At 65.5% G+C, this 21707-nt stretch carries 19 protein-coding genes; 2 read left to right on the top strand and 17 right to left on the bottom strand.

Annotated features, from left to right (window positions below):
- Positions 1-7 precede the first annotated feature (7 nt).
- The 12 genes from nifS to nifH form a co-directional block, all read right to left on the bottom strand.
- A complete protein-coding gene (nifS, locus tag LQD11_RS14440) occupies positions 8-1216 on the bottom strand; it encodes a cysteine desulfurase NifS (protein WP_238618174.1) in 1209 nt (402 codons plus the stop codon).
- A 2-nt stretch (positions 1217-1218) separates the two neighbouring features.
- On the bottom strand, positions 1219-1902 hold the full coding sequence (nifU, locus tag LQD11_RS14435) for a Fe-S cluster assembly protein NifU (RefSeq protein WP_238618173.1): 684 nt from the start codon (positions 1900-1902) through the stop codon (positions 1219-1221).
- Between the two features lie 27 nt (positions 1903-1929).
- Positions 1930-2220: a ferredoxin III, nif-specific gene (fdxB, locus tag LQD11_RS14430; protein ID WP_238618172.1), complete on the bottom strand. Its 291-nt coding sequence runs from the start codon at positions 2218-2220 to the stop codon at positions 1930-1932.
- Between the two features lie 81 nt (positions 2221-2301).
- Positions 2302-2760, bottom strand: a complete 459-nt coding sequence (locus LQD11_RS14425; protein ID WP_238618171.1) for a NifX-associated nitrogen fixation protein — start codon at positions 2758-2760, stop codon at positions 2302-2304.
- 34 nt (positions 2761-2794) lie between these two features.
- The gene (locus LQD11_RS14420) at positions 2795-3238 is read right to left on the bottom strand and encodes a NifB/NifX family molybdenum-iron cluster-binding protein (protein WP_008932815.1); all 444 of its coding nucleotides are present in this window, start codon (positions 3236-3238) and stop codon (positions 2795-2797) included.
- A 10-nt stretch (positions 3239-3248) separates the two neighbouring features.
- Positions 3249-4679: a nitrogenase iron-molybdenum cofactor biosynthesis protein NifN gene (gene nifN, locus LQD11_RS14415; RefSeq protein ID WP_238618170.1), complete on the bottom strand. Its 1431-nt coding sequence runs from the start codon at positions 4677-4679 to the stop codon at positions 3249-3251.
- A 1-nt stretch (position 4680) separates the two neighbouring features.
- Positions 4681-6093: a nitrogenase iron-molybdenum cofactor biosynthesis protein NifE gene (gene nifE / locus LQD11_RS14410; RefSeq protein WP_238618169.1), complete on the bottom strand. Its 1413-nt coding sequence runs from the start codon at positions 6091-6093 to the stop codon at positions 4681-4683.
- Between the two features lie 227 nt (positions 6094-6320).
- The gene (gene nifX / locus LQD11_RS14405) at positions 6321-7040 is read right to left on the bottom strand and encodes a nitrogen fixation protein NifX (RefSeq protein ID WP_238618168.1); all 720 of its coding nucleotides are present in this window, start codon (positions 7038-7040) and stop codon (positions 6321-6323) included.
- Positions 7041-7093: 53 nt separating this feature from the next.
- Positions 7094-7306, bottom strand: coding sequence for a putative nitrogen fixation protein NifT (gene nifT / locus LQD11_RS14400; RefSeq protein WP_090203323.1), 213 nt, complete (start codon positions 7304-7306; stop codon positions 7094-7096).
- 74 nt (positions 7307-7380) lie between these two features.
- Positions 7381-8952, bottom strand: a complete 1572-nt coding sequence (nifK, locus tag LQD11_RS14395; RefSeq protein WP_238618167.1) for a nitrogenase molybdenum-iron protein subunit beta — start codon at positions 8950-8952, stop codon at positions 7381-7383.
- A 99-nt stretch (positions 8953-9051) separates the two neighbouring features.
- Complete coding sequence (gene nifD, locus LQD11_RS14390; protein ID WP_238618166.1) at positions 9052-10521, bottom strand: nitrogenase molybdenum-iron protein alpha chain; 1470 nt, start codon at positions 10519-10521, stop codon at positions 9052-9054.
- Positions 10522-10654: 133 nt separating this feature from the next.
- On the bottom strand, positions 10655-11536 hold the full coding sequence (nifH, locus tag LQD11_RS14385) for a nitrogenase iron protein (protein WP_090203314.1): 882 nt from the start codon (positions 11534-11536) through the stop codon (positions 10655-10657).
- Positions 11537-11709: 173 nt separating this feature from the next.
- Between nifH and LQD11_RS14380 the strand changes: the two genes are divergently transcribed.
- The gene (locus LQD11_RS14380) at positions 11710-12543 is read left to right on the top strand and encodes an NAD(+)--dinitrogen-reductase ADP-D-ribosyltransferase (RefSeq protein ID WP_238618165.1); all 834 of its coding nucleotides are present in this window, start codon (positions 11710-11712) and stop codon (positions 12541-12543) included.
- 6 nt (positions 12544-12549) lie between these two features.
- Here the strand turns inward: LQD11_RS14380 and LQD11_RS14375 are convergent, their stop codons facing one another.
- Both LQD11_RS14375 and purL read right to left on the bottom strand, forming a co-directional pair.
- Positions 12550-13290 (bottom strand): glycosyltransferase, encoded by a 741-nt coding sequence (locus LQD11_RS14375; RefSeq protein ID WP_238618164.1) that lies wholly within the window; start codon positions 13288-13290, stop codon positions 12550-12552.
- Positions 13290-17180, bottom strand: a complete 3891-nt coding sequence (purL, locus tag LQD11_RS14370) for a phosphoribosylformylglycinamidine synthase (RefSeq protein WP_238618163.1) — start codon at positions 17178-17180, stop codon at positions 13290-13292. Before purL ends, LQD11_RS14375 begins: the two co-directional genes overlap by 1 nt.
- 171 nt (positions 17181-17351) lie before the next feature.
- Between purL and LQD11_RS14365 the strand changes: the two genes are divergently transcribed.
- Positions 17352-18533: a pyridoxal-phosphate-dependent aminotransferase family protein gene (locus tag LQD11_RS14365; RefSeq protein WP_238618162.1), complete on the top strand. Its 1182-nt coding sequence runs from the start codon at positions 17352-17354 to the stop codon at positions 18531-18533.
- On the opposite strand, the gene draG is transcribed toward LQD11_RS14365, so the two are convergent.
- The 3 genes from draG to nifB are packed head-to-tail and all read right to left on the bottom strand — an operon-like array spanning position 18530 to position 21698.
- Positions 18530-19423 carry an ADP-ribosyl-[dinitrogen reductase] hydrolase gene (draG, locus tag LQD11_RS14360; RefSeq protein ID WP_238618161.1) on the bottom strand — a complete coding sequence of 298 codons (894 nt, stop codon included), beginning with the start codon at positions 19421-19423 and terminating at the stop codon, positions 18530-18532. The two genes, LQD11_RS14365 and draG, sit on opposite strands and share 4 nt — an antisense overlap.
- Complete coding sequence (locus LQD11_RS14355) at positions 19424-20128, bottom strand: nitrogen fixation protein NifQ (RefSeq protein ID WP_238618160.1); 705 nt, start codon at positions 20126-20128, stop codon at positions 19424-19426.
- Positions 20129-20180: 52 nt separating this feature from the next.
- Positions 20181-21698, bottom strand: a complete 1518-nt coding sequence (gene nifB, locus LQD11_RS14350) for a nitrogenase cofactor biosynthesis protein NifB (RefSeq protein ID WP_238618159.1) — start codon at positions 21696-21698, stop codon at positions 20181-20183.
- Positions 21699-21707: the final 9 nt, after the last annotated feature.

Here is a 21707-nt window from a genome sequence, read left to right as displayed (position 1 = left end):
TTCCGGTTCAAGCATACGCGGGGGCAAAGGCCTTTTCCGGATCCGTGACCGGGCCGTCCACGCCCCAGTACGGGGACATCTTGCGCAGTCTGGCCACGATGTCCGGCATGACGTCGATCACCCGGTCGATCTCGGCCCGGGTGTTGTAGCGGGAAAGGGAAAACCGCACCGAACCATGGGCCGCGGTGTAGGGAATCCCCATGGCCCGCATGACGTGGGAGGGTTCCAGGGAACCGGAGGTGCAGGCGGAGCCGCTGGACGCGGCGATCCCCGCCTGATTCAGCAGCAACAGGATGGACTCCCCTTCAATGTACTCAAAGGCCATGTTCAAGGTGTTGGGCAGCCGATTGTCCTGGTCCCCCATCACCAGGGCATGGGGAATGCGTGCCGCCAGGCCCGCCTGCAGATGGTCCCGCAGGGCGCGGACTTCAGTGTTTTCATGCTCCATGTGGGTCATGGCCAGCTCGGCGGCCTTGCCCAGGGCAACGATGCCGGCGCTGTTTTCGGTGCCGGCCCGCCGTCCCCGTTCCTGATGGCCGCCCCTGAGCAAAGGCCGAAAGCGCAGGCCCCGGCGCAGGTAGAGCACGCCGATGCCCTTGGGGGCGTGGAGCTTGTGACCGGACAGGGAAAGCATGTCGATGGCGGAGGACTTCAGGTCGATGGGCAGCTTGCCCACCACCTGCACCGCGTCGGTGTGAAACATTACACCCGCTTCCCGTGCCATCCGGGCCATGGTCTCCACCGGGAACAGGGTGCCGGTCTCGTTGTTGGCCCACATCACCGTCACCAGGGCCACCTGATCCGACAGCAGGGCGGCGTAGTGGTCCAGGTCCAGTCGTCCCCTGCCATCCACCGGCAACCGATGGATGGTGTAACCCTCCTTCTCCAGCTGTTCGCACACGGTGAGGATGGCCGGGTGTTCCACCACGGTGGTGATGATCTCCCGGCGCTGGGGCTGGGCCTTCACCGCCGAGAGGATGGCGGTGGAGTCGGACTCGGTGCCGCAGGAGGTGAACACGATCTCCGAATCGTGCGCCGCCCCCAGCAGGGTCTGCACCTGGCCCCGGGCCTGCTTGATGGCGTGCCCCACCCGGTTGCCGAAGCTGTGGATGGAAGACGGGTTGCCGAACTGCTCGGTGAAGAAGGGCAGCATGGCCTCCACCACCGCAGGGTCCACCCGGGTGGTGGCGTTGTTGTCCAGATAGATGGGTTCCATGATCATTCCTCCATCGCCATGACCCGCACCGACATCCTGGGCATGATGCGAACCGTGTTGCCGCGGCGGGCCTCGGGCTGGGCGGTGACATGGTTTTCCGGGTCGAAAGCCTCGCCCCGTTCTGCCAGCACCCGCACCAGGATCTCCTCAATGCCTTCGTGGCAGGCACTGCAACCGCCGCCGGCCTTGGTGTAGAAGGTCACGTCCTGGACCGTGCGCAGGCCGTTCTCGCGGATGGTCTGCTCCACCTTGACGGCATCCACGGCAAAGCACTTGCAGACCAGGGCACCTTCTTCGTGGTCATCCTTCCAGACCTCGCCGCGATAGTTGGCAACGGCCGCTTCCAGGGCCTCCCGTCCCATGACGGAGCAGTGCATCTTCTCCGGCGGCAGGCCGTCCAGGAAGTCGGCGATGTCCTCGTTGGTCACTTCCAGGGCCTCGTCCAGGGTCATGCCCTTGATGAGTTCGGTCAGGGCGGAGCTGGAGGCGATGGCGGAACCGCAGCCGAAGGTCTGGAAACCGGCATCCAGGATCACCTGGGTCTCAGGGTCCACCTTCAGGGTGAGGCGAAGGGCATCCCCGCAGGACAGGGAACCCACCTCGCCGATGGCATTGGCCCCTTCGACCGCGCCGGCGTTGCGGGGGTTGAAGAAGTGCTCTTTGACCTTTTCGGAATAGTCCCACATGGCTTCTGTCCTCCGGGATTCTAGGGTTCAGCTCGCCAGGGCGGCGGGGGCATGGGTATGGCAGTTCTTGGGACAGACCTTGGCGCAGGCCTGGCAGCCGATGCAGTCCATGGCGTCCAGCAGGCGCATGACCATGGAGGCATCGTCATCGAAATCGTCGTCGTCATCGTCGATTTCCCGTTCCACCAGTTCAAAGCAGTTGCGGGTACAGACCTTGTAGCAGCGGCCGCAGCCGATGCAGTTTTCTTCCTTGAGTTCGGTGATGAAGGCCGGTATCCAGGGGGTCCCGCCCCGGGTGAGGCCGGTGATGTGGGTCATGGGTGTCGCCTCTTCTCTATGTATGTTTTTTGTCTCCCTTCTCCCTCAGGGGGAGAAGGGCCGGGGATGAGGGCTTGCTTGTTACATCCCCGCCACGTCCGGGTGATCGCCGACGATGTTCAGGGCCACCGACAGGAGCTTGTCCGCCTCGGTCTTCATCTTCGACAGGCTGTCGAAACCGAAGCGATGGACGTCACGCAGGGTCTTGTCCACCACCAGCAGCTTGCCCACGGAGATGATCACGCGGCCAAAACCCTCCCCGTTCAGGCTGAGCATGACCGTGGCCATGCGGCCGCATTCCTTCTCAATCAGCACCGCGACGGCGTTGTAGAACGCATTCACCCGTGCCAGGGTGGCCCGGTCCATGTCGGCGACCAGGGGGATCTCCTTGCGCTTTTCCGGGGTGATGACGAATTGGGACAGCAGCGCTTCGTCGGATTGCCCATCCCGGGTTCCGAAGGTGTCCAGGGCCCGCATCTGGCGAACCATCTCCTTCATGAAATCAGTTTCCAGAATGGGATCAGCGGTGGTGTTGCTCATGGATGTCTTCCCCAAATGTCCACAGGTTGATGGATCAGGCTTCTTCTTCCCATGGCTCGGCGGCCATGGCGTCAAACCGGTCCGGGTCCGAACGTCCCTGCTGCATGGCCTTGGCCAGCCAGGGCGGCGGACAACCGTCCCGAATCACGTCCTGAAGCTCGCCCAGCAGCGGACCGATGCGGGTCCCGTGGGCCACCTTCAGGGGTTGTACCCCCAGGGCCAGGAGCTGCTTCACCGCCGAGGCGCCCGCCGCTTCGCAGTACACGGCGGCACAGCCTTGCAAGGCATCGAACTTGGCCATCAGCTTGTCCTCATGGCCGTCCCGGGCCTGCATGCCGAACTGCACGGCCTCCACCAGTGCACTGCCCTCGCTTTCCAGGCGGTAGATGGCCAGGCACTGGGCGGACCCGAAATGCTGGTCCACCCGCTTGAGGTCCGTACTGGCAAAGGCAATCAGAACCGGGGCTGGCGATGACATGACGGCGGTCTCAGTGACAGGCGGCGTAACCACCTGCAGGCGACGCTGAAGTCCCATGGCGAGGACCCTCCGGAAGGTCGGTGTCGGGGGAACGGTCGTAGATGGAGCGGTAGGGGGTCACGCCGTGGTGGGACGCCACCCGCAGGTTGGCCAGATCAAACAGGGCCTGCTGGGCACCCCCATAACCGATCCAGGTCCGCTGGAAGCCGCCCAGCCAGTCGTACTGGGGGAACCCGGCCCGCAGCAGGGGGATGCCCAGCCGCTGGGCCGAGGCCACCCCATGGGCATTGGCAATGAGCAGTTCCGCTCCCTGCTCCCGGGCCATGGCCTCCAGGTCTTCCAGGTCGCCGATCTTGATGGTGCGTACTGAAAGGCGATCCAGTACCGGCGCCTTGACGGGCACGGCGGCGGCCACCACCTCGCTGCCCACTTCCCGCAGCAGGGCCGAAAACCCCGCCAGCAGGTCCGCTTCGCCGGCCACGGCAATGCGTGCCAGCCCCATCATGAAATGGGTGTCGAGCATGGCGTCCTGCAGACGGGCGCGCTGGCGGCGCAGCCGGGCCGGCACCGGCCGGCCACTGAGCCGGGACAGGGTCAGCAGCAGTTCATCCGTGGCATCCATGCCCATCAGGCCGTCAAAACGCAGATCCGGCACGCCGGTACGGGCCTTGAGCAGGTCCGCCGCCGTCGCCATGGAGGCACCCACCACCAGGGTGGCCTGGGCATTCCCCAGCGTAGCCAGTGCGGACAGGGGCGTGCCGCCGGTGGTCAGGGCGGACAGACGGGCCTCGTCCAGATGACCATCCAGGGAGGCGGACAGATCCGGCAGGACCACCGGTTCCAGGTCGAACGCCTCGATGATCTCCTTGAGATGGTCCACGTCGCCCGGGGTCAGGCTTGACCCGACCAGCACGTTGAGCTGCCGGGGCCGACTGCCGGGGACCGTCCCGGCCGCCTTCGCCTCGGGCACCAGGGTATCGATGAGGGCGGTCACCGCCAGGGCAAAGCCGGTCTCCGCCGAGCCGCAATAATCCGGAGTGTTCACCGGCACCACCGCCACCTGGGCAAACTCGGGATGCTGCATCCGGAACTCCCGCACCACCCGATGGATGTCGGCCCCTTCCGTTTCCGACAGTCCGGTGGTGACGATGCCGATCAGGGCCGGCGCGGACTTGTTGCAAATGGTGGCCAGGCCTTCCACCAGGGCCTCGTCGGCGCCCATGACCGCGCTCACCTGATCCATGGCGGTGGTCTGCAGGGGGATGGGTTCCCGGAAGTGGCGCACCAGAAACACCTTGGCAAAGGCGGTACAGCCCTGGGCGCCATGGAACATGGGCATGGTCCGATCCATGCCCAGGAACGCCAGGGCACCCCCCAGGGGCTGGCTGGCCTTGAGGGGGCTGACGGACAGGGCCTTGTTGCGCTTGAGGATTTCGGGCATGTCAGCGGACCTCCGAGGTGGCGGGCATGCCGTCGGCATCCCAGGGGGCGGGTTCGCGGACCCGGGGCCAGATGGGGCTTTCCAGGGTGATGGCCAGCTGACGGGCCAGTTCCAGCATCCCCTCGTAACCGGCGTAGGCGTGTTCCCGTTCCTGGTTGATGTCCAGGAAGGGCATGCGGGCCTTGAGGGCGGTATAGAGGTTGCGGCCGCCGGCGATGAGCATGTCGGCCCGGGTTTCTTCATAGATGCGCAGCAGGTTGGCGGGACTGCCGTCCTCGATCATGACCGCGTCCTCCCCCATCAGCTGGCGGATGCGGGCCTTGTCGGCATCCGTGGACTTGCGGGTGCCGGTGGCCACCACGGTCATGCCCAGATCCTGCAGGGCGGATACCACCGACCAGGACTTGACGCCACCGGTGTAGAGCAGCACCCGCTTGCCCCGCAGGCGGTCCCGCCAGGGTTCCAGGGCGGCATGAATGCGGGATTCTTCTCGGGCGATGAGGTCCTCGGTGCGCCGGGTCAGATCCGGATCATCGATCAGGCAGGCAAAATCCCGCAGGGCCTGGGACATGTCCTGCACGCCGTAGAAGCTGCCCTCGAACCAGGGGGTGCCGTAGCGCTCTTCCAGCTTTCTGGCCACGTTGATCATGGCCTTGGAGCAGACCAGCATGTTGGCCTGGCTGCGGTGCATGGACTGGATCTGGTGGAAGCGGGCGTCCCCGGACAGGGTGCAGAGGATGCGCAGGCCCAGCTCGTCGAACAGGGGCAGCACGTGCCAGAACTCACCGGCGATGTTGTATTCGGCGATGAGGTTGACCTGATGGACCCGGATGCCGGGGCGTGTCGCGGACGCCGGGATGGGGTCCGGCTCCCGGGTACCCACCACCTTCTTCACCATGGTCTCGCCGGCGATGCGATTGCCCAGGTTCTTGGAGCCGTAGAAACCGGCGGCATCCACGTGCACCACCGGTACCCCGAAGCGCTCCTGGGCGGCCTTGCAGACGGCATCCACGTCATCGCCGATGAGGGCGGTGACGCAGGTGTTGTAGACGAACACCGCCGGAGGTTGGTGGGCCTCCACCGCTTGGCGGATGGCGTGGAACAGGCGCTTTTCGGAGCGGCCCATGATCACGTCCTGTTCGGTAAGGTCGGTGGTCATGCCCAGACGGAACAGGTCCGGCCCGCCGGAGGAGCGGGTACCCCGGTTGTCCCAGGTGTTGCCGGCGCAGGCGATGGGGCCGTGGACGATATGGGCCACGTCGGCCACCGGCAGCAGGGCGATCTGGGCGCCGTCGAAGGCGCAGCCGCCGGCGGTGGCGCCGGGCTTGGGCCGGGTGCAGCCGCCCTTGGGCTTGTGGGTGTTGTGGGCACAGGCCGGTTCGTCCAGCAGTGCCTTGATGTCCTGTGCCTTCATGCCTTGCCTCCGCGTTTGGCGCGTTGTTGATGTGATGAAATGCAAGGAGCGGGCCAGGCTGAATAATGGCGTCAAGCCATTGTTTATTTAAGACTTTCAGGAACGGAGGGATTGTTGCGAATGTGACAATGGTGGGAGGATTGGAGCAAGGGTGTCATTGCGGAGGATGGGTCGCCCCTCATCCCCGGCCCTTCTCCCCCGGGGGGAGAAGGGCGTCATCAAATCTTTCAGGCTTCCACCCCGGCACGGAATTTCTCCAGCGTCGGCGGTTGGCGCCCCATGGATTTGGCCAGCCAGGGCGGGGGCGCGCCCTTGAGGACACCCTGCAACTGGGTGATGACCTCCGAGGCCACGCTGCCCCGGGGAAACTTCACCGGATGGACACCGGCGCGGATCACCTTGGCGGCGGCGGGACCACCGATGCCCTGGACATACAGCACCTGGCAGTCATTCACCATGGCGGCGCGGGCGGCGTTGCGGTCGTCGGTCAGGTCGGCGGTTTCCGTCTCGCGGATGTCCACCAGGCGGGATTCAGTGGCGGATACCTGATAGACCAGGAATCGCAGACAGGAGCCGAAATGCCCGTCCAGCTTTTCCCCGGTATTGGAGGCCATGGCGATGCGCACGGAATCCGGCATGTCACCGGGCACGTAGTCCTTGATGGCGGGCAATCCGGGCTCCACGTCCCGTTCCCCACCGAGATAGCGGACGGCCATTTCCAGGGCCTCGTCGCCGGGTCCGCCCTCCTCCCCCGATTCCGACTTGGGACGCTTGAGGGCCTGGCGCAGATCCGCCACGGTGAGCCTGGCCAGGCCGTCCTCCCGGATGGGGGCATCCACCTTCTCGATGATGGCCTCGATCAGGCGCGGTAACTGCACCCCGGGCAGGACCCGGCTCGCCAGAGCGATGCGCAGGGCGCATTCACGGTTGAGGATGTCGGGTGACATGAGGATCTCCTGATGGTGTCGGTATCTGGCGCATTCATTGGCCCGGTTCACCATCACAGGCGCTTGACGCGCAGGGTGATGGGCAGCCGGGGCGCCGCGTCCATGGGCTCCAGGTAGTAGCGGGAACCATCCGCCAGGGTCAGTTCCCCGCCCCAGCGGTCGGGGCCTTCGTGTTCCATGGAGACGATCATCTCCTCCAGATCCTTCTTGGGAACATAGAGGGTCAGGCCCCCGGCTTCGGTCTTGTTGATCATGACGCTGGGCATGATGGTGTACTCTCCGGCGAAGTGAGCCCCTCTCCCCCAGGGGGGAGAGGGGTTGGAGTGGGGGCGCGGGTGGATCAGCGAACCAGATCGTAGTTGTAGTCCGTCTCGCCCATGATGCGGGTCTCTTCGTCCAGACGCTCCAGCACCGCGTTCACCAGGGTGGTGAGGATGTACATACCGCCCTCATAGCCCAGGGTGGTCATGCGGTGCAGGTGGTGGCGGTCGAAGATGGGGAAACCGATCCGCACCAGCGGTACCTCAAACTCCTTGCCCTTGGCCAGCGTGTCGCGCTGGATGAACTTGCCGTAGGAGTTGCCGATCAAAAAGTCCGGCTTGTCGGTGAACACCAGGGAACGCAGGTGCCACAGGTCCCGGTTGATGTGCACTTCGCTGCGGGCGCCGTAGGGGCTCTCGGAGAGGATCTTCTCCATCGCCTTCTTCCAGCGCTTGTTGGCATGGTGCACCAGGATGTGCCTGGGCTCGGCGCCCAGTTCCATCAGGAACTTGGCCATGCCCATGACGAAGTCCGCATCCCCGTACAGGGCGTAGGTCTTGCCGTGCAGCCAGGTGTGGGAGTCGGTGATCATGTCCACCAGACGGCCCCGTTCCTTTTCCAGGGAGGCGGGGATCGGCTGGCCGGTGATCTCCGAAACCTTCATCAGGAACTCGTCGGTCCACTCCACACCCATGGGGATGTTCAGCTTGGGCACTTCATGGTTCCAGGTGCCCTGCACGAACTTCTTGGTCTTTTCCAGTTGCCAGGGCTGCAGCAGGATGGTGTCCCGGGCGTTGGGGGCATCCTTGAGCTCTTCCTGGGTGGTGCCGCCGGCATACATGCGGTACTCACCGTCGGCCGGGGTATCCAGCACCTCTTCCGGGTCGCACAGCAGGGTGGCGTCCACGCCCATTTCCTTCATCATGCGCTTCATCACCCGGTAGTTGCCCAGGTAAGTCTCGAAACCCGGCACCAGGTTGAGCTTGCCGTTCTTGCCGGGCTCCTTGCCTTCCATGTCGTTGACGGTGAAGTAGCGGATGGTGCCCTCGAACATGTTGTCCCAGCCGGTGGTATGGCTGCCCACGAAGGACGGTGTGTGGGCATAGGGCGTGGGGAAGTCCTCGGGGATGTAGCCTTCCTTGCGGGCGTTGCCGATGAAGGCATTGAGGTCGTCACCGATGACCTCGGCCATGCAGGTGGTGGAGATGGAGATCATGGCCGGCTTGTACAGGGCCTTGGCGTTCTGCAGGCCTTCCATGATGTTCTTCTGTCCGCCGAACACGGCGGCATCTTCGGTCATGGAGTCGGAGACGCAGGCGATGGGCTCGCGGAAATGACGGTTGAAGTAGGTGCGGAAATAGGCCACGCAACCCTGGGAACCGTGCACGTAAGGCAGGGTGTTCTCAAAACCCAGGGAGCACAGCACCGAACCCAGGGGCTGGCAGGCCTTGGCCGGGTCCACGGTCAGGGCCTCGCGCTGGAAGTTCAGTTCCTTGTACTCTTCCGTGGTGGTCCACTGAAAGACTTCCTGCACCTTTTCGGGGCTGTGGGCCTCCTCGGCGACGGCCCGCTTGCGGGCCAGGACTTCCTGATACTCCTCGCTCTGGAACAGGGGGTAGCAGGGCTTGATGTTGTCTGCGTTCTGGCTCATGGTGATTTCTCCTGCCGCGCCACCAATCTGTGGACGAACGGTCTGGAATGACATCTGTCGGTGGCCGTGACGCCGGTTGCGGCGGCGCCACGGTCAGTTTCAGGCGGCCTTGGCAGCCGCTGCGGCCTTCTTCCACGGGGCCTGAAGCTTGTCCCAGCAGGGATTGTTCAGGGTCATGTCCATGTCCCGGGCGAAGATGGCAAAGCCGTCATAGCCGTGGTAGGGACCGGAGTAATCCCAGGAGTGCATCTGCCGGAAGGGAATGCCCATCTTCTGGAAGATGTATTTCTCCTTGATCCCGGAACCCACCAGGTCGGGCCGTACCCGCTTGACGAATTCCTCCAGCTCGTAGCCGGTGACGTCGTCGTACAGCAGGGTGCCCTCACCCAGGTCCTTGATGGTGCGGTCGTAGTCGTCGTTGTGGGCGAACTCGTAACCGGCACCCACCACTTCCATGCCCAGGTCCTCGTAGGCGCCCACCACGTGACGGGGGCGCAGGCCACCCACGTAGAGCATCACCTTCTTGCCTTCCAGGCGCGGACGGTACTTCTCGATGATGGCGTTCATCTCGGGGGTGTACTTGGCAATCACCCGCTCCGCCCCTTCCTGGATCTTCTCGTCGAACAGCGCGGCAATCTTGCGCAGGCTCTCGGCGATCTTGGTGGGACCGAAGAAGTTGTATTCCATCCACGGGATCCCGTACTTCTCTTCCATGTGGCGGGCCAGGTAGTTCATGGAGCGATAGCAGTGCAGCAGGTTCACCTTGGCCTTGGGGGCCAGTTCCAGCTCGGAAATGGTGCCGTCGCCGGACCACTGGGCCACCACCCGCAGACCCATTTCCTCCAGCAGGATGCGGGAGGCCCAGGCGTCGCCGCCGATGTTGTAGTCGCCGGTCAGGGCCACGTCGTAGGGGGTGGATTCGAAGCTGGCATCGTCATCGCGGTTGGGCAGCACCCAGTCGCGGATGGCATCGTTGGCGATGTGGTGACCCAGGGACTGGGACACGCCACGGAAACCCTCGCAGCGCAGCGGCACCACCGGCTTGTCCAGTTCCTTGGCCTTCTTCTTGGAGACGGACTCGATGTCGTCACCGATCAGGCCCACCGGACACTCGGACTGGATGCTGATGCCCTTGTGCAGGGGAAACAGGGTCTGGATCTCGTCGATGAGCTTTTCCAACTTCTTGTCGCCGCCGAAGACGATGTCCTTCTCCTGGAAGTCCGAGGTGAAGTTCATGGTGCCGAAGGCGTTGATGCCGGTGTGGCCGGTGTAGTAGTTGCGGCGACCGGCGCGGGAATACTGGCCGCAGCCGACGGGGCCGTGGGAGATATGGACCATGTCCTTGATGGGGCCCCAGACCACGCCCTTGGAACCGGCGTAGGCACAACCGCGGATGGTCATCACCCCGGGCACCGACTTACGGTTGGAGACGATGCACTTCTTGGCCTGTTCGACATTGGGGTCACTGACGGCCAGGTGCTTGGCACGGTCCTTCCGGGCCTTCTCCGGATAGACCTCGAGGACTTCCTGGATCAGGGCCTCGGCTTCTTCGCGTTTCATTGCGCACATTGCGATTTGCTCCTCTTGCGCCGCCACTTATCCGTGGACACGCGCCAGGTGGAATGCTCATGAACACGCCGCGTTGCGGCGCGCCTGCCAGCGGAAGGCCCCCCTCGGGGCACCTCCCTTCCGGCCCAGCCCCTTATGCGGTGGCTTCTTCTTCCGCGGTCTTGCCGACGATGCTCTCGTCTTCCGCGTCGAGGATGCCGAACTCCATCAACAGGTCTTCCAGTTCATCCATGGTGCAGGGGGTGGGGACCACGAACAGCTTGTTGTCGATGACCTTGCGGGCCAGGGCCCGGTATTCGTCGGCCTGCTTGGCCTTGGGGTCGTACTCGATCACGGTCATGCGGCGGATTTCGGCCCGCTGCACCACGTTGTCGCGGGGCACGAAGTGGATCATCTGGGTGCCCAGCTTTTCGGCCAGGGCGATGATCAGCTCGTCTTCGCGGTCGGTGTTGCGGCTGTTGCAGATCAGGCCGGCCAGACGGACGCTGCCGGAGCTGGCATACTTCACGATGCCCTTGGCGATGTTGTTGGCCGCGAACATGGCCATCATCTCGCCGGAGACCACGATGTAGATCTCCTGGGCCTTGTTTTCGCGGATGGGCATGGCGAAACCACCGCAGACCACGTCGCCGAGCACGTCGTAGAAGACGAAATCCAGGTCTTCTTCATAGGCGCCTTCCTCTTCCAGGAAGTTGATGGCGGTGATGACGCCGCGACCGGCGCAACCCACGCCCGGCTCGGGACCGCCGGACTCGACGCACTTGATGCCGGCATAACCGGTCTTGAGCACGTCTTCCAGTTCCAGGTCTTCCACGCTGCCGGCATCGGCGGCCATCTGCATGATGGTTTCCTGGGCCTTGGCGTGCAGGATCAGACGGGTGGAGTCGGCCTTGGGGTCGCAGCCGACGATCATGATCTTCTTGCCGGCCTCGGCCAGGGCCGCGACCAGGTTCTGGGTGGTGGTGGACTTGCCGATACCACCTTTACCGTAGATTGCACATTGACGAAGGGCCATGGCTTTGTTCTCCTCTGCCTGACTGTTGCGATTGGGTGTGCGTGCAACCTGTATTCAGCAATCCCCGTGCCAGACCGAAAATAAATACATAAACCACTGTTTAATAAAATAAAAATAATCATCAGACCGTCCAACACCGGACGTGAGATACACGACAAAGACCCCGGTTCTGTATGGATAACGACACCCCGCCCCCCCCTTCCCTGCCCGCCGCGGCCCGCCTGCCCATCAATCGCTGCAATCTGCCCGCGGTGATCCTGGGCAGTCTCACCTTTCAGGACCACCCCGCCCCGCTGGAGCTGGACGGGGTCCGGGCACTGCACGGGGATTTGTGGCGTCATCTGGACGGGCTGGACGAGCCGGCGGTCCGCATCCATGACTTCATGGCCTACATGCGGGGTCATTTCTGCCTGGATGATCCGGCGGCCTGCGGGCTGGCGGAGGGGGAAGCCGGCGGACGGGGACGGGCGGACTACCTGCGCACCCTCCGGGGCTGGTGGTTCAACCCGGACGGCCGGGAGGCGGCGGTCCTCAAGGGCTGGGCGGAATCCCGTTTCGGACTGATCACCCGTTTTCACCGCGAACCCCTGCCGGATGCGGAGTCACTGGCCTATGGGCGGTTCATGCAGGAACGGGCGGGCGGGGTCTACAACACCAACGCCCTGGAATCACAGCTGGACCTGCTGTACTCCTATACCCAGTACGAGCTGCGACGGCGGGCACCCGAGCGCACCCATCTCACCCTGTACCGGGGCGTGAACCGGCTGGCGGACCACGAGGTGCTGGCCCATCTGCCCGGTGGCGAAGCCCTGGTGCTGTTGAATAACGTGAATGCCTTCAGCGCGGTGCGGGAACGGGCGGACGAGTTCGGGGACTACATCCTGACGGTGAAGGTGCCGACGGCCAAGGTCTGCTGCTTCCAGGACCTGTTGCCGGGGGTACTGCAGGGCGAGGGAGAGCACCTGGTGATCGGCGGGGTGTATCGGGTGAAGGTGAGCCTGATATAAAGCCCCTCAGGGCTTTTGTGTCGGCCTGCGGTACCAGAACCAGGTGAGGCGGCGGGAGCGTAGGGCAAAGGGCACCAGCAGCACCGTCGCCGTCACCAGAAAGTGCTGCCAGGGAGAAAACCACTGGGCCTTGCGCCCCGAGGTCCGCACCGTCGGTTCCGGCAGCACGCGAAACCGCTGCCCGCGGCGGCGCCCCCAGCGCTTGAGGCGGCGGGACAGGAACACCTCCTCCCCCGCATAGACCTTTTCACTGAAGCCGCCCACGGCCTGGAAGGCCTCCCGGGTGCAGAAGACATAGCACCCGGCCACCAGCCCCAGTCTCAGGGACAGCCAGTTCCAGAACCGGCTCCCCAGACGATAGAACCCGTACTCCAGGTGGTCGAACTCCAGCCGGGCGCCCCCGGCGCAGACCTCCCCCGAGGCCAGGGCGTCCAGGCTGGCCCGCAGCAGCGCCCGGGGCGGCCAGGTATCGGCATCCACGAAGATCAGCCAATGCCCCCGCGCCACTTTGGCCCCCGCATTGCGGGCGCGGGCGATACGACGCACCGGCTCATGCACCACGACGGCACCTGCCGCCCGGGCGATGTCGGGGGTGTCGTCGTCGGAATCGTTGTCGACGACGATGATTTCATACGACTCCGGCAGGCCGTCACAGGCCTGCCGGAGGTTGTCCAGGGTGCGCCCCAGCAGCTCGGCCTCGTTCCAGGCGGGAATGACGAGGGAGACCTGGGGGGCGGCCTTCGGCATCAGCCCACCCAGACCCGGGCATTTCTGAACATCCGCAACCACGGGCCGTCCTCGGCCCAGTCACGGGGATGCCAGGAATACTGCACGGTGCGGAACACCCGCTCCGGGTGGGGCATCATGATGGTCACCCGGCCATCCTCCGTGGTCAGCCCGGTGATGCCCAGGGGCGAACCGTTGGGGTTGGCCGGATAGCGCCGGGCCGGCTCGCCCCGATTGTCCACATAGCGCAGGGACACCAGCCCCGAGTCCATCACCCCTTCGGCCGAGTCGCCGCCGAAGTCCGCCCTGCCCTCGCCGTGGGCCACGGCGATGGGCAACCGGGAGCCTTCCATGCCCCTGAGCAGCACCGAGGGGCTGGGCATCACTTCCACCAGGGACAGGCGGGCCTCGAACTGCTCCGAGCGGTTGCGCTCGAAACGGGGCCAGTGTCCGGCACCGGGAATCAGGTCCTTGAGCTGGGACAGCATCTGGCAGCCGTTGCACACCCCCAGGGAGAAGGTGTCCGGCCGGTGGAAGAAGGTCTGGAAGGCCTCCCGCAGGCGGGGGTTGAACAGGATGGAACGGGCCCAGCCGCCACCGGCGCCCAGCACGTCGCCGTAAGAGAAACCGCCGCAGGCCACCAGGCCGCGGAAGTCCGCCAGATCCACCCGACCCTCGATGAGGTCGGTCATGTGCACGTCCACGGCGGCAAAGCCGGACAGGTGGAAGGCCGCGGCCATCTCCACCTGACCGTTCACCCCCTGCTCCCGCAGGATCGCCACCCGGGGACGGGTACCGGTCTGGATGAACGGCAGGGCCGGGTCCTCGGACGGGTCAAAGCCCAGCACCGGGGACAGGCCGGGGTCGCCGTCGTCGGCCAGCGCCTCGAAGGCCTCCCGGGCGCAGTCGGGATCATCCCGCAGGGCCTGCATGCGGTAACTGGTTTCGGCCCAGCACTGGTACAGCTTGCCGCGGGGGGCCTGGAACAGGATGTCGTGGCCCCGACGCAGGACGATGGCCTGGTCGTCGTTGAGGGTGCCGATGACGTGGCTATGATGGCCCAGACCGGCGCCATGGAGTACCGCCAGCACGTCTTCCACGGCGTCATGATGCACCTGCACCACCGCACCCAGCTCCTCGCAGAACAGGGCGGCGTGGTCGTCCTCGCCCAGGTCATCCAGATGGACGGTGACGCCGGTGCGGCCGGCAAAGGCCATCTCGCACAGGGTAGCCAGCAGCCCGCCGTCGGAACGGTCGTGATAGGCCAGCAGGTAGCCCTCCCGATTGAGTTCCTGAATCGCGGCGAAGAAGCGCTTGAGCATGTCCGGATCATCCAGATCCGGGGCATGATGCCCCACCTGGCCGAACACCTGGGCCAGGGCGGAACCGGCCAGACGGCGCTGGCCCTTGCCCAGGTCGATGAGGATCAGGTCGGTATCGCCCTGGTCGGTGACCAGCGCCGGCGTGAGGGTGTTGCGCACGTCGCTCACCGGGGCAAAGGCGGAGATGATCAGGGACAGGGGCGCGGTCATCACCCGCTCCTCGCCGTCCTGTTGCCAGACCGTGCGCATGGACAGGGAGTCCTTGCCCACCGGAATGGCAATGCCCAGGCGGGGGCACAGTTCCTCTCCCACGGCCCTGACGGTGTCGAACAGGGCCGCGTCCTCCCCCGGATGACCCGCCGCGGCCATCCAGTTGGCGGAGAGGCGGATCAGGGACAGGTCGTCCACCGCCGCCGCGGCCATGTTGGTGATGGCCTCGCCGATGGCCATGCGGCCGGAAGCGGCGGGATGCACCAGGGCGATGGGGGTCCGTTCCCCCATGGCCATGGCTTCGCCGGTGTAAGACCAGTAATCGCTGGCGGTGACCGCCACGTCCGCCACCGGTACCTGCCAGGGGCCGACCATCTGATCCCGGGTCACGAGCCCGGTCACGGTGCGGTCGCCAATGGTGATGAGGAAGGACTTGGAGGCCACGGCGGGCAGACGCAGTACTCGGCGCACGGCCTCGCCCAGATCCATGACCGAGGTATCCACCTCCGGTTTCTGGAAACTGCGATGATGCACGTCCCGAAGCATCTTCGGGGGCTTGCCCAGTAGCACTTCCATGGGCAGGTCCACGGGGTGATTGGCGAACAGGGCATCGCCCACCAATAGACGCTGTTCGGCGGTGGCCGTGCCCACCACGGCAAAGGGCGCCCGCTCCCGTTCGCACAGGGCGGTGAAGGCCTCCAGGCGGCGGGCGTCGATGGCCAGGACGTAACGTTCCTGGGCCTCGTTGCACCAGATCTCCATGGGGGACAGGCCCGGCTCGTCGGAGGGCACGGTGCGCAGCTCGATGCTGCCACCGCGGCCGGCGTCATTGAGGATCTCGGGGATGGCATTGGACAGGCCACCGGCCCCCACGTCATGGATGGAGAGGATGGGGTTATCCGCGCCCAGGGCGGTACAGCGGTCGATGACCTCCTGGCAGCGGCGCTCGATCTCCGGATTGCCCCGCTGCACGGAGGCGAAATCCAGTTCCAGGGCGCTCTCGCCACTGGCCATGGAGGAGGCGGCGCCGCCGCCCAGGCCGATGAGCATGGCCGGGCCGCCCAGCACCACCACGGGGGTGCCTTCCGGCAGGGCCAGCTTCTCCACGTGCTCGGCGCGAATGCTGCCGACGCCGCCGGCGATCATGATGGGCTTGTGATAGCCCTTGAGTTCCGGTTCTCCCGCGCCGGGCACCAGGGCCTCGTAGGTGCGGAAATAGCCCGCCAGGGCGGGACGGCCGAATTCATTGTTGAAGGCGGCGGCGCCGATGGGGCCGTCCAGCATGATCTGGCGAGCGGATTCGATGCGCTCGGGCTTGCCGAAGTCCTGTTCCCAGGGCTGCTCGAAACCGGGGATGCGCAGGTTGGACACCGAGAACCCGGTGAGTCCCGCCTTGGGCTTGGACCCCCGGCCGGTAGCGCCCTCGTCGCGGATCTCGCCGCCGGAACCGGTGGCGGCACCGGGGAACGGGGAGATGGCGGTGGGGTGGTTGTGGGTCTCCACCTTCATGATGATGGGCAGGTCCAGCGGTTGATCCCGGTATTCACCGCTCACAGGGTCCGGGGTCAGGCGTCGGGCCTTGTGGCCCTGGATCACCGAAGCGTTGTCCCGGTAGGCGGAGAGGATGCCTTCAGGGGCATGGGCATGGGTGTTGCGGATCATGGCAAACAGGGATTTTTCCTGGGGCTTGCCGTCGATCACCCAGTCCGCGTTGAAGATCTTGTGGCGGCAGTGCTCCGAATTGGCCTGGGCAAACATCATCAGTTCCACGTCGGAGGGATCCCGGCCCAGGGCCTCGTAGGCATCGGCCAGGTAGTCGATCTCGTCCTGGGTCAGGGCCAGGCCCAGTTCCCCGTTCACCCGGGCCAGGACGCCATGGGGGTCGTCCCCCAGGGGGATCGTCCGCAGCGGTGCCGGCGCCGCGTTGGAGAACAGGGCCACCGCCTCGTCCCGTTCATGGAGGACGGTTTCGGTCATGCGGTCATGCAACAGGGGCAGGATGCGTGCCAGGGCATCGGCGTCCAAGGGGGTGTCGCTGTCGATCCACCAGGCGGTGCCCCGCTCGATGCGCCTGACCACGCCGTCCAGGCCGCAGTTGCGGGCGATGTCGGTGGCCTTGCTGGACCAGGGGGAGATGGTGCCGATGCGGGGGACCACCAGGATCAGTCGGCCCCGTCCTGCGTCGGCGGTGCCGCCGCCGTAGGTCAGCAGCTGTTCCAGCACCTGACGATCACGGGCACTCGGTTCCCGCTCCGTCTGCACGAAGTGCTCGAAACGGGCGCTGACGGCGGTAATGGACGGCACCGCTTGGCGCAGGGCCTCCAACAGGCGTTGACGGCGGAAGGTGGAGAGGGAAGGACTACCCGGCAGACACAGCATCGATGACCCCGAACTTACGGTGCGTAAAAGGGGCAATGATACTGCAAAGCGGCAAGGGACGGGGACGGAGTTGCGCCGACTTGCCGCCCTTGGCGCGGGCTTCGTATACTCCGGGCCATTTGCAAAATTCCTACCATAATACACAACCAATTCTGACAGGACGTGCCGACCATGACCATCCAGTCCTTCCACCCCCCCGTTCGCACCCTGATGGGTCCCGGCCCCTCCGATATCAACCCGCGGGTGCTGGCCGCCATGAGCCGCCCCATCATCGGCCACCTGGACCCTGCCTTCGTCGGCATGATGGATCAGATGAAGGGCCTGCTGCAGTATGCCTTCCAGACGCAGAATGCCCTCACCCTGCCCGTCTCCGCCCCCGGTTCCGCCGGCATGGAAACTTGCTTCGTCAACCTGGTGGAACCCGGCGATACCGTGGTGGTGTGCATCAACGGCGTGTTCGGCATGCGCATGAAGGAGAACGTGGAACGCTGCGGCGGCACCCCGGTGGTGGTGGAATGCGAGTGGGGTCGTCCGGTGGACCCCCAGCAGCTGGAAGACACCCTCAAGGCCCACCCCGAAGCCCGTCTGGTGGCCTTTGTCCACGCCGAGACCTCCACCGGGGCCTGCTCCGATGTGAAGACCCTCACCCAGGTGGCCCATGCCCATGACTGTCTGGTGATCGTGGACACCGTCACCGGCCTGGGCGGCTGTGAACTGCGGGTGGACGACTGGGGCGTGGACGCCATCTACTCCGGTACCCAGAAGTGTCTGTCCTGCACCCCGGGCCTGGCACCGGTGAGCTTCAGCGAGGCCGCGGTGGCCCGCATCAAGGGGCGCAAGCATCCGGTGCAGAGCTGGTTCATGGACCTGAACCTGGTCATGGGCTACTGGGGTCCCAATGCCAAGCGGGCCTATCACCACACCGCCCCCATCAATGCCCTCTATGCCCTCCACGAGGCCCTGGTGCTGCTGCGGGAAGAAGGTCTGGAGAATGCCTGGGCACGGCACCGGCATCATCACGAGGCCCTGAAGGCGGGCCTGGAGGCCATGGGTCTGAACCTGCTGGTGGACGAGGCCCACCGCCTGCCCCAACTCAATGCGGTGAAGGTGCCCGACGGCGTGGACGAAGCCCGGGTGCGCGGTCTGCTGCTGGAGCGCTACGGCCTGGAAATCGGCGCCGGACTGGGGCCGCTGGCGGGCAAGATCTGGCGCATCGGCCTGATGGGCTTTGGCTGCAACCGCAAGAACGTGCAACTCTGCCTGCATGCCCTGGAAGCGGTGCTGCTGGAAATGAACGCCCCCATCGAGCGCGGCCACGCCATGCCTGCCGCATTGCGGGTATACGCCGGCTAAGCGGGGAGAAAGGTACCCGCCATCAATGCCCGGGCCTGGGTGGCGACGGCGTCCGCCACCCGGCCATCCAGGGCACTTCGCCACGGGTGAGGAATGGAGGCCTCACCGTACAGGGCACCGGCGATCATCCCGGCGATGGCCCCGGTGGTGTCCGCATCCCCGCCCCGGTTGACCACGTCCACCAGGCAGTCTTCCAGGTTGTCCGTGTCGAACAGGGCCTGGAACACCGCCCGCAGGGTGTGGACGATGAATCCACTGGGATTCTCCTCCCGTTTGCCCCGAAAGCGGAACTCCGGATGGGCCGTCACCAGCGCCTCCACCGGCCCCTGGATCAGATCCGCGGGGCCGTGGCCCTGGACGGCCATCCGCACCATGGTGGCCACACAGGCCGTCCCCGCGTCGGACAGAGAGTGATGGTGGGTGATCCGCCCCTGCAGGCGGCAAGCGGCAAGGAGCGTATCGAGGGGCTGGTCCAGGGTCGCCAGCACCACGGGCAGGACCCGCATGCAGGCACCATTGCCCGCGTCATTGTCGTTGAGCGGCGTCTCGATCTCACCGGTGCGCCGATACCGGATGATGCCGCGACGCACGGTATGGCCGATATCCACCGGACGATCCCGCATCCACTGACTGAAGGCCTCGGCCATGGCCACCCCGTCCAGGTCGCCGGATGCCAGGATCGCCCGGCCCAGGGCCAGGCTCATGGTGGTGTCGTCGGTGACGGCGCCGGCCTTGAGGTTCAGCCAGCCGCCGCCGATGATGCGCCGATGCACCCCATGAACGGCCTGTATCTCCCGAGGCGTCATGAACTCCACCGTGGCCCCCAGGGCATCCCCCACGGCCAGCCCCAGATAGGCCCCCAGTCCCCGTTGCAGTGGTGCTTTCGACAATCAGACCTCCGGCCCGAAACACACCGCATAGTCCTGACAGACCTCACAGGACGGTGACCGGCAGATCAGGATGTCTTCGGCCAGGCAGAGCTGGCGGTAGAGGAATTTCTTCCATTTCATGTCCTGGGCATTGAGTGCCACCAGCCCCGGGAAATTGTCCCGCATCAGCCGGGTGAGCTGATCACGACTGCGCAGCCCCAGATCCTGCCAGAGATGATCCGGCCCCATGCAGGCGGCGGCCACGATGGCGGCCAGCCAGACCTCGGAGGGATCCCGTCCCCGGCGATGGGACAGCAGCAACTGCTGTAGATCCCGCCGTTCGTCCAGGCGCTGCACCTCCACCGGCTCCAGGGCAGGCGGGTTGAGGGTCAGCCCCGGAAAGTGACGACCGAGCATCTGCCGGTAGTCACTGCCGGACAGCCCCAGATGCGCCGGCAGGACGCCGCGACCGCCGATCCAGGCGGACAACAGACACGCCAGCAGATCATCGTTGGGCAACCCCCCGGCATGGGCAAGCAGTCGGTCGTGGAGGCTGTCCATCCTGCCCTCGCCGGCCTCGGCAACCTCATCACAACCACCGACCCGGGGCGGATGGCCGGCGCGGTGCCGGCCATGGGGGCTTTTTTTCCAATGCACGGTACCCGCCGGCACCGGCGTGACGGCGTGTGAGGCTGCCATGTTCGACGCTGACGGATTCAGTGGCATGGGTATGTCCTCATGTTGCCTGTCGTCGACCGCCTGGGGTTTGCAGGCTGCGTCACGCGCACTGCGTAGCCTCTTCCGCGGCCATGTCCAGGCGCCCGGCGGCCATCATCTCTCGGTACACGGCCATCACCGCATCCTCGATGGGGGCCATGGCGTGCTCGCCGTTGGGCATGATCCCGGCCGCCTCAAGTACCGACCAGGGTTCAATGCCGATACGGGCACAGAGCAGCACCTCGCAGTCCTCCAGGGCCCGCACCGTGCTGGCCAGCACCTGGGCCCGGTCATTGCAGGCCTCCGGTCCGGCGCAGTACAGATCCGCCCGCCGGTGCCCCTCGAACCGAACCCCTTCCGGCGTGGCCTTGTAAATCAAAAACTCCCGGGCATAGCCGAAATGCTGATTGACCAGGCCGCCGCCCTTGGTGGCCACCGCCATCAGCACCGGGCGGGCGGGCGGTTGTGCGGCGGATCCGGCCGAAGGTATTGAAGTCACAGTGCCTCCCTGGCGCTTGCGCGCCGCCATGCGTTCCCTGATCGCCGCCTGGACCTGATCCCGACGTTCACGGACCGCGTCGTAGTCCGGCAGGTCCTGATCAATGCGCGCCAGGCTAAATGCCTCGCCCCGATCCTCGCCCAGCATGCCCACTGCGTCGGCACGGCACTGGCGGCAATGGCGCATCATGTTCATGTCGCCCTCGCACGCATCCCGCAGGGCGGACAGTTCCGCCTCGGTGGGTCCGCGCTGACCGTTGAGGCCGAAATAGGTGCCGTGGGCCGGGTCGGAGATCAGGGGCATGACGTTGTGCAGGAAGGCGCCCTTCTCCTTGACCCTGCGGGAGACATCCTTGAGATGGTGATCGTTGATACCCGGAATCATCACCGAGTTGACCTTCACCAGAACGCCCCGCTCCACCAGCATTTCCAGGCCTTTCTGCTGCTGGCTGATCAGAATCCGCGCCCCTTCTCGGCCGAACACCCGGCGACGCTCCCACAGCACCCAGGGATGGATGCGGGCGCCGATCTCCGGGTCGATGCTGTTGATGGTGATGGTGACATGATCCACGCCCAGCGCGACCAGCTCATCCACATGCTGGGGCAGTGCCAGGCCGTTGGTGGACAGGCAAAGCTTGATGCCGGGGTCCTGCTCCCGGATGCCCCGGAAGGTGGCAAAGGTGCGGGTTGGGTTGGCCAGGGCGTCACCGGGTCCGGCGATGCCCACCACGGTCATCTCGGGGATGGAAGCCGCGACGGTCAGGGCCTTGTGGATGGCCTGAGCCGGCTTGAGGACCTCGGACACCACGCCGGGACGGGACTCGTTGGAGCAGTCGTACTTGCGGTTGCAGTAATGACACTGGATGTTGCAGGCCGGAGCCACCGCCAGATGCATGCGGGCAAAGTGGTGATGGGCCTCTTCCGAGTAGCAGGGGTGATCCTGGATCTTGGCCTGGATGTGGGCGGGCAGTCCGGGTTTCCGACCGTGGCTGTCGCCGCAACCGGAACTGGGCTTGGTGCTGGCGCACCCGCCCTGGACGGTGACGGGGATTTGAATGATTCTGTCGGGCTTTGGGTCCATCACAATCCT

This window comes from Ectothiorhodospira shaposhnikovii (assembly GCF_022227765.1).
In the GTDB taxonomy this organism is placed as follows: domain Bacteria; phylum Pseudomonadota; class Gammaproteobacteria; order Ectothiorhodospirales; family Ectothiorhodospiraceae; genus Ectothiorhodospira.
The sequence above is the reverse complement of the archived record's forward strand: the minus strand, read 5'-3'. Positions and strand labels throughout refer to the sequence as shown.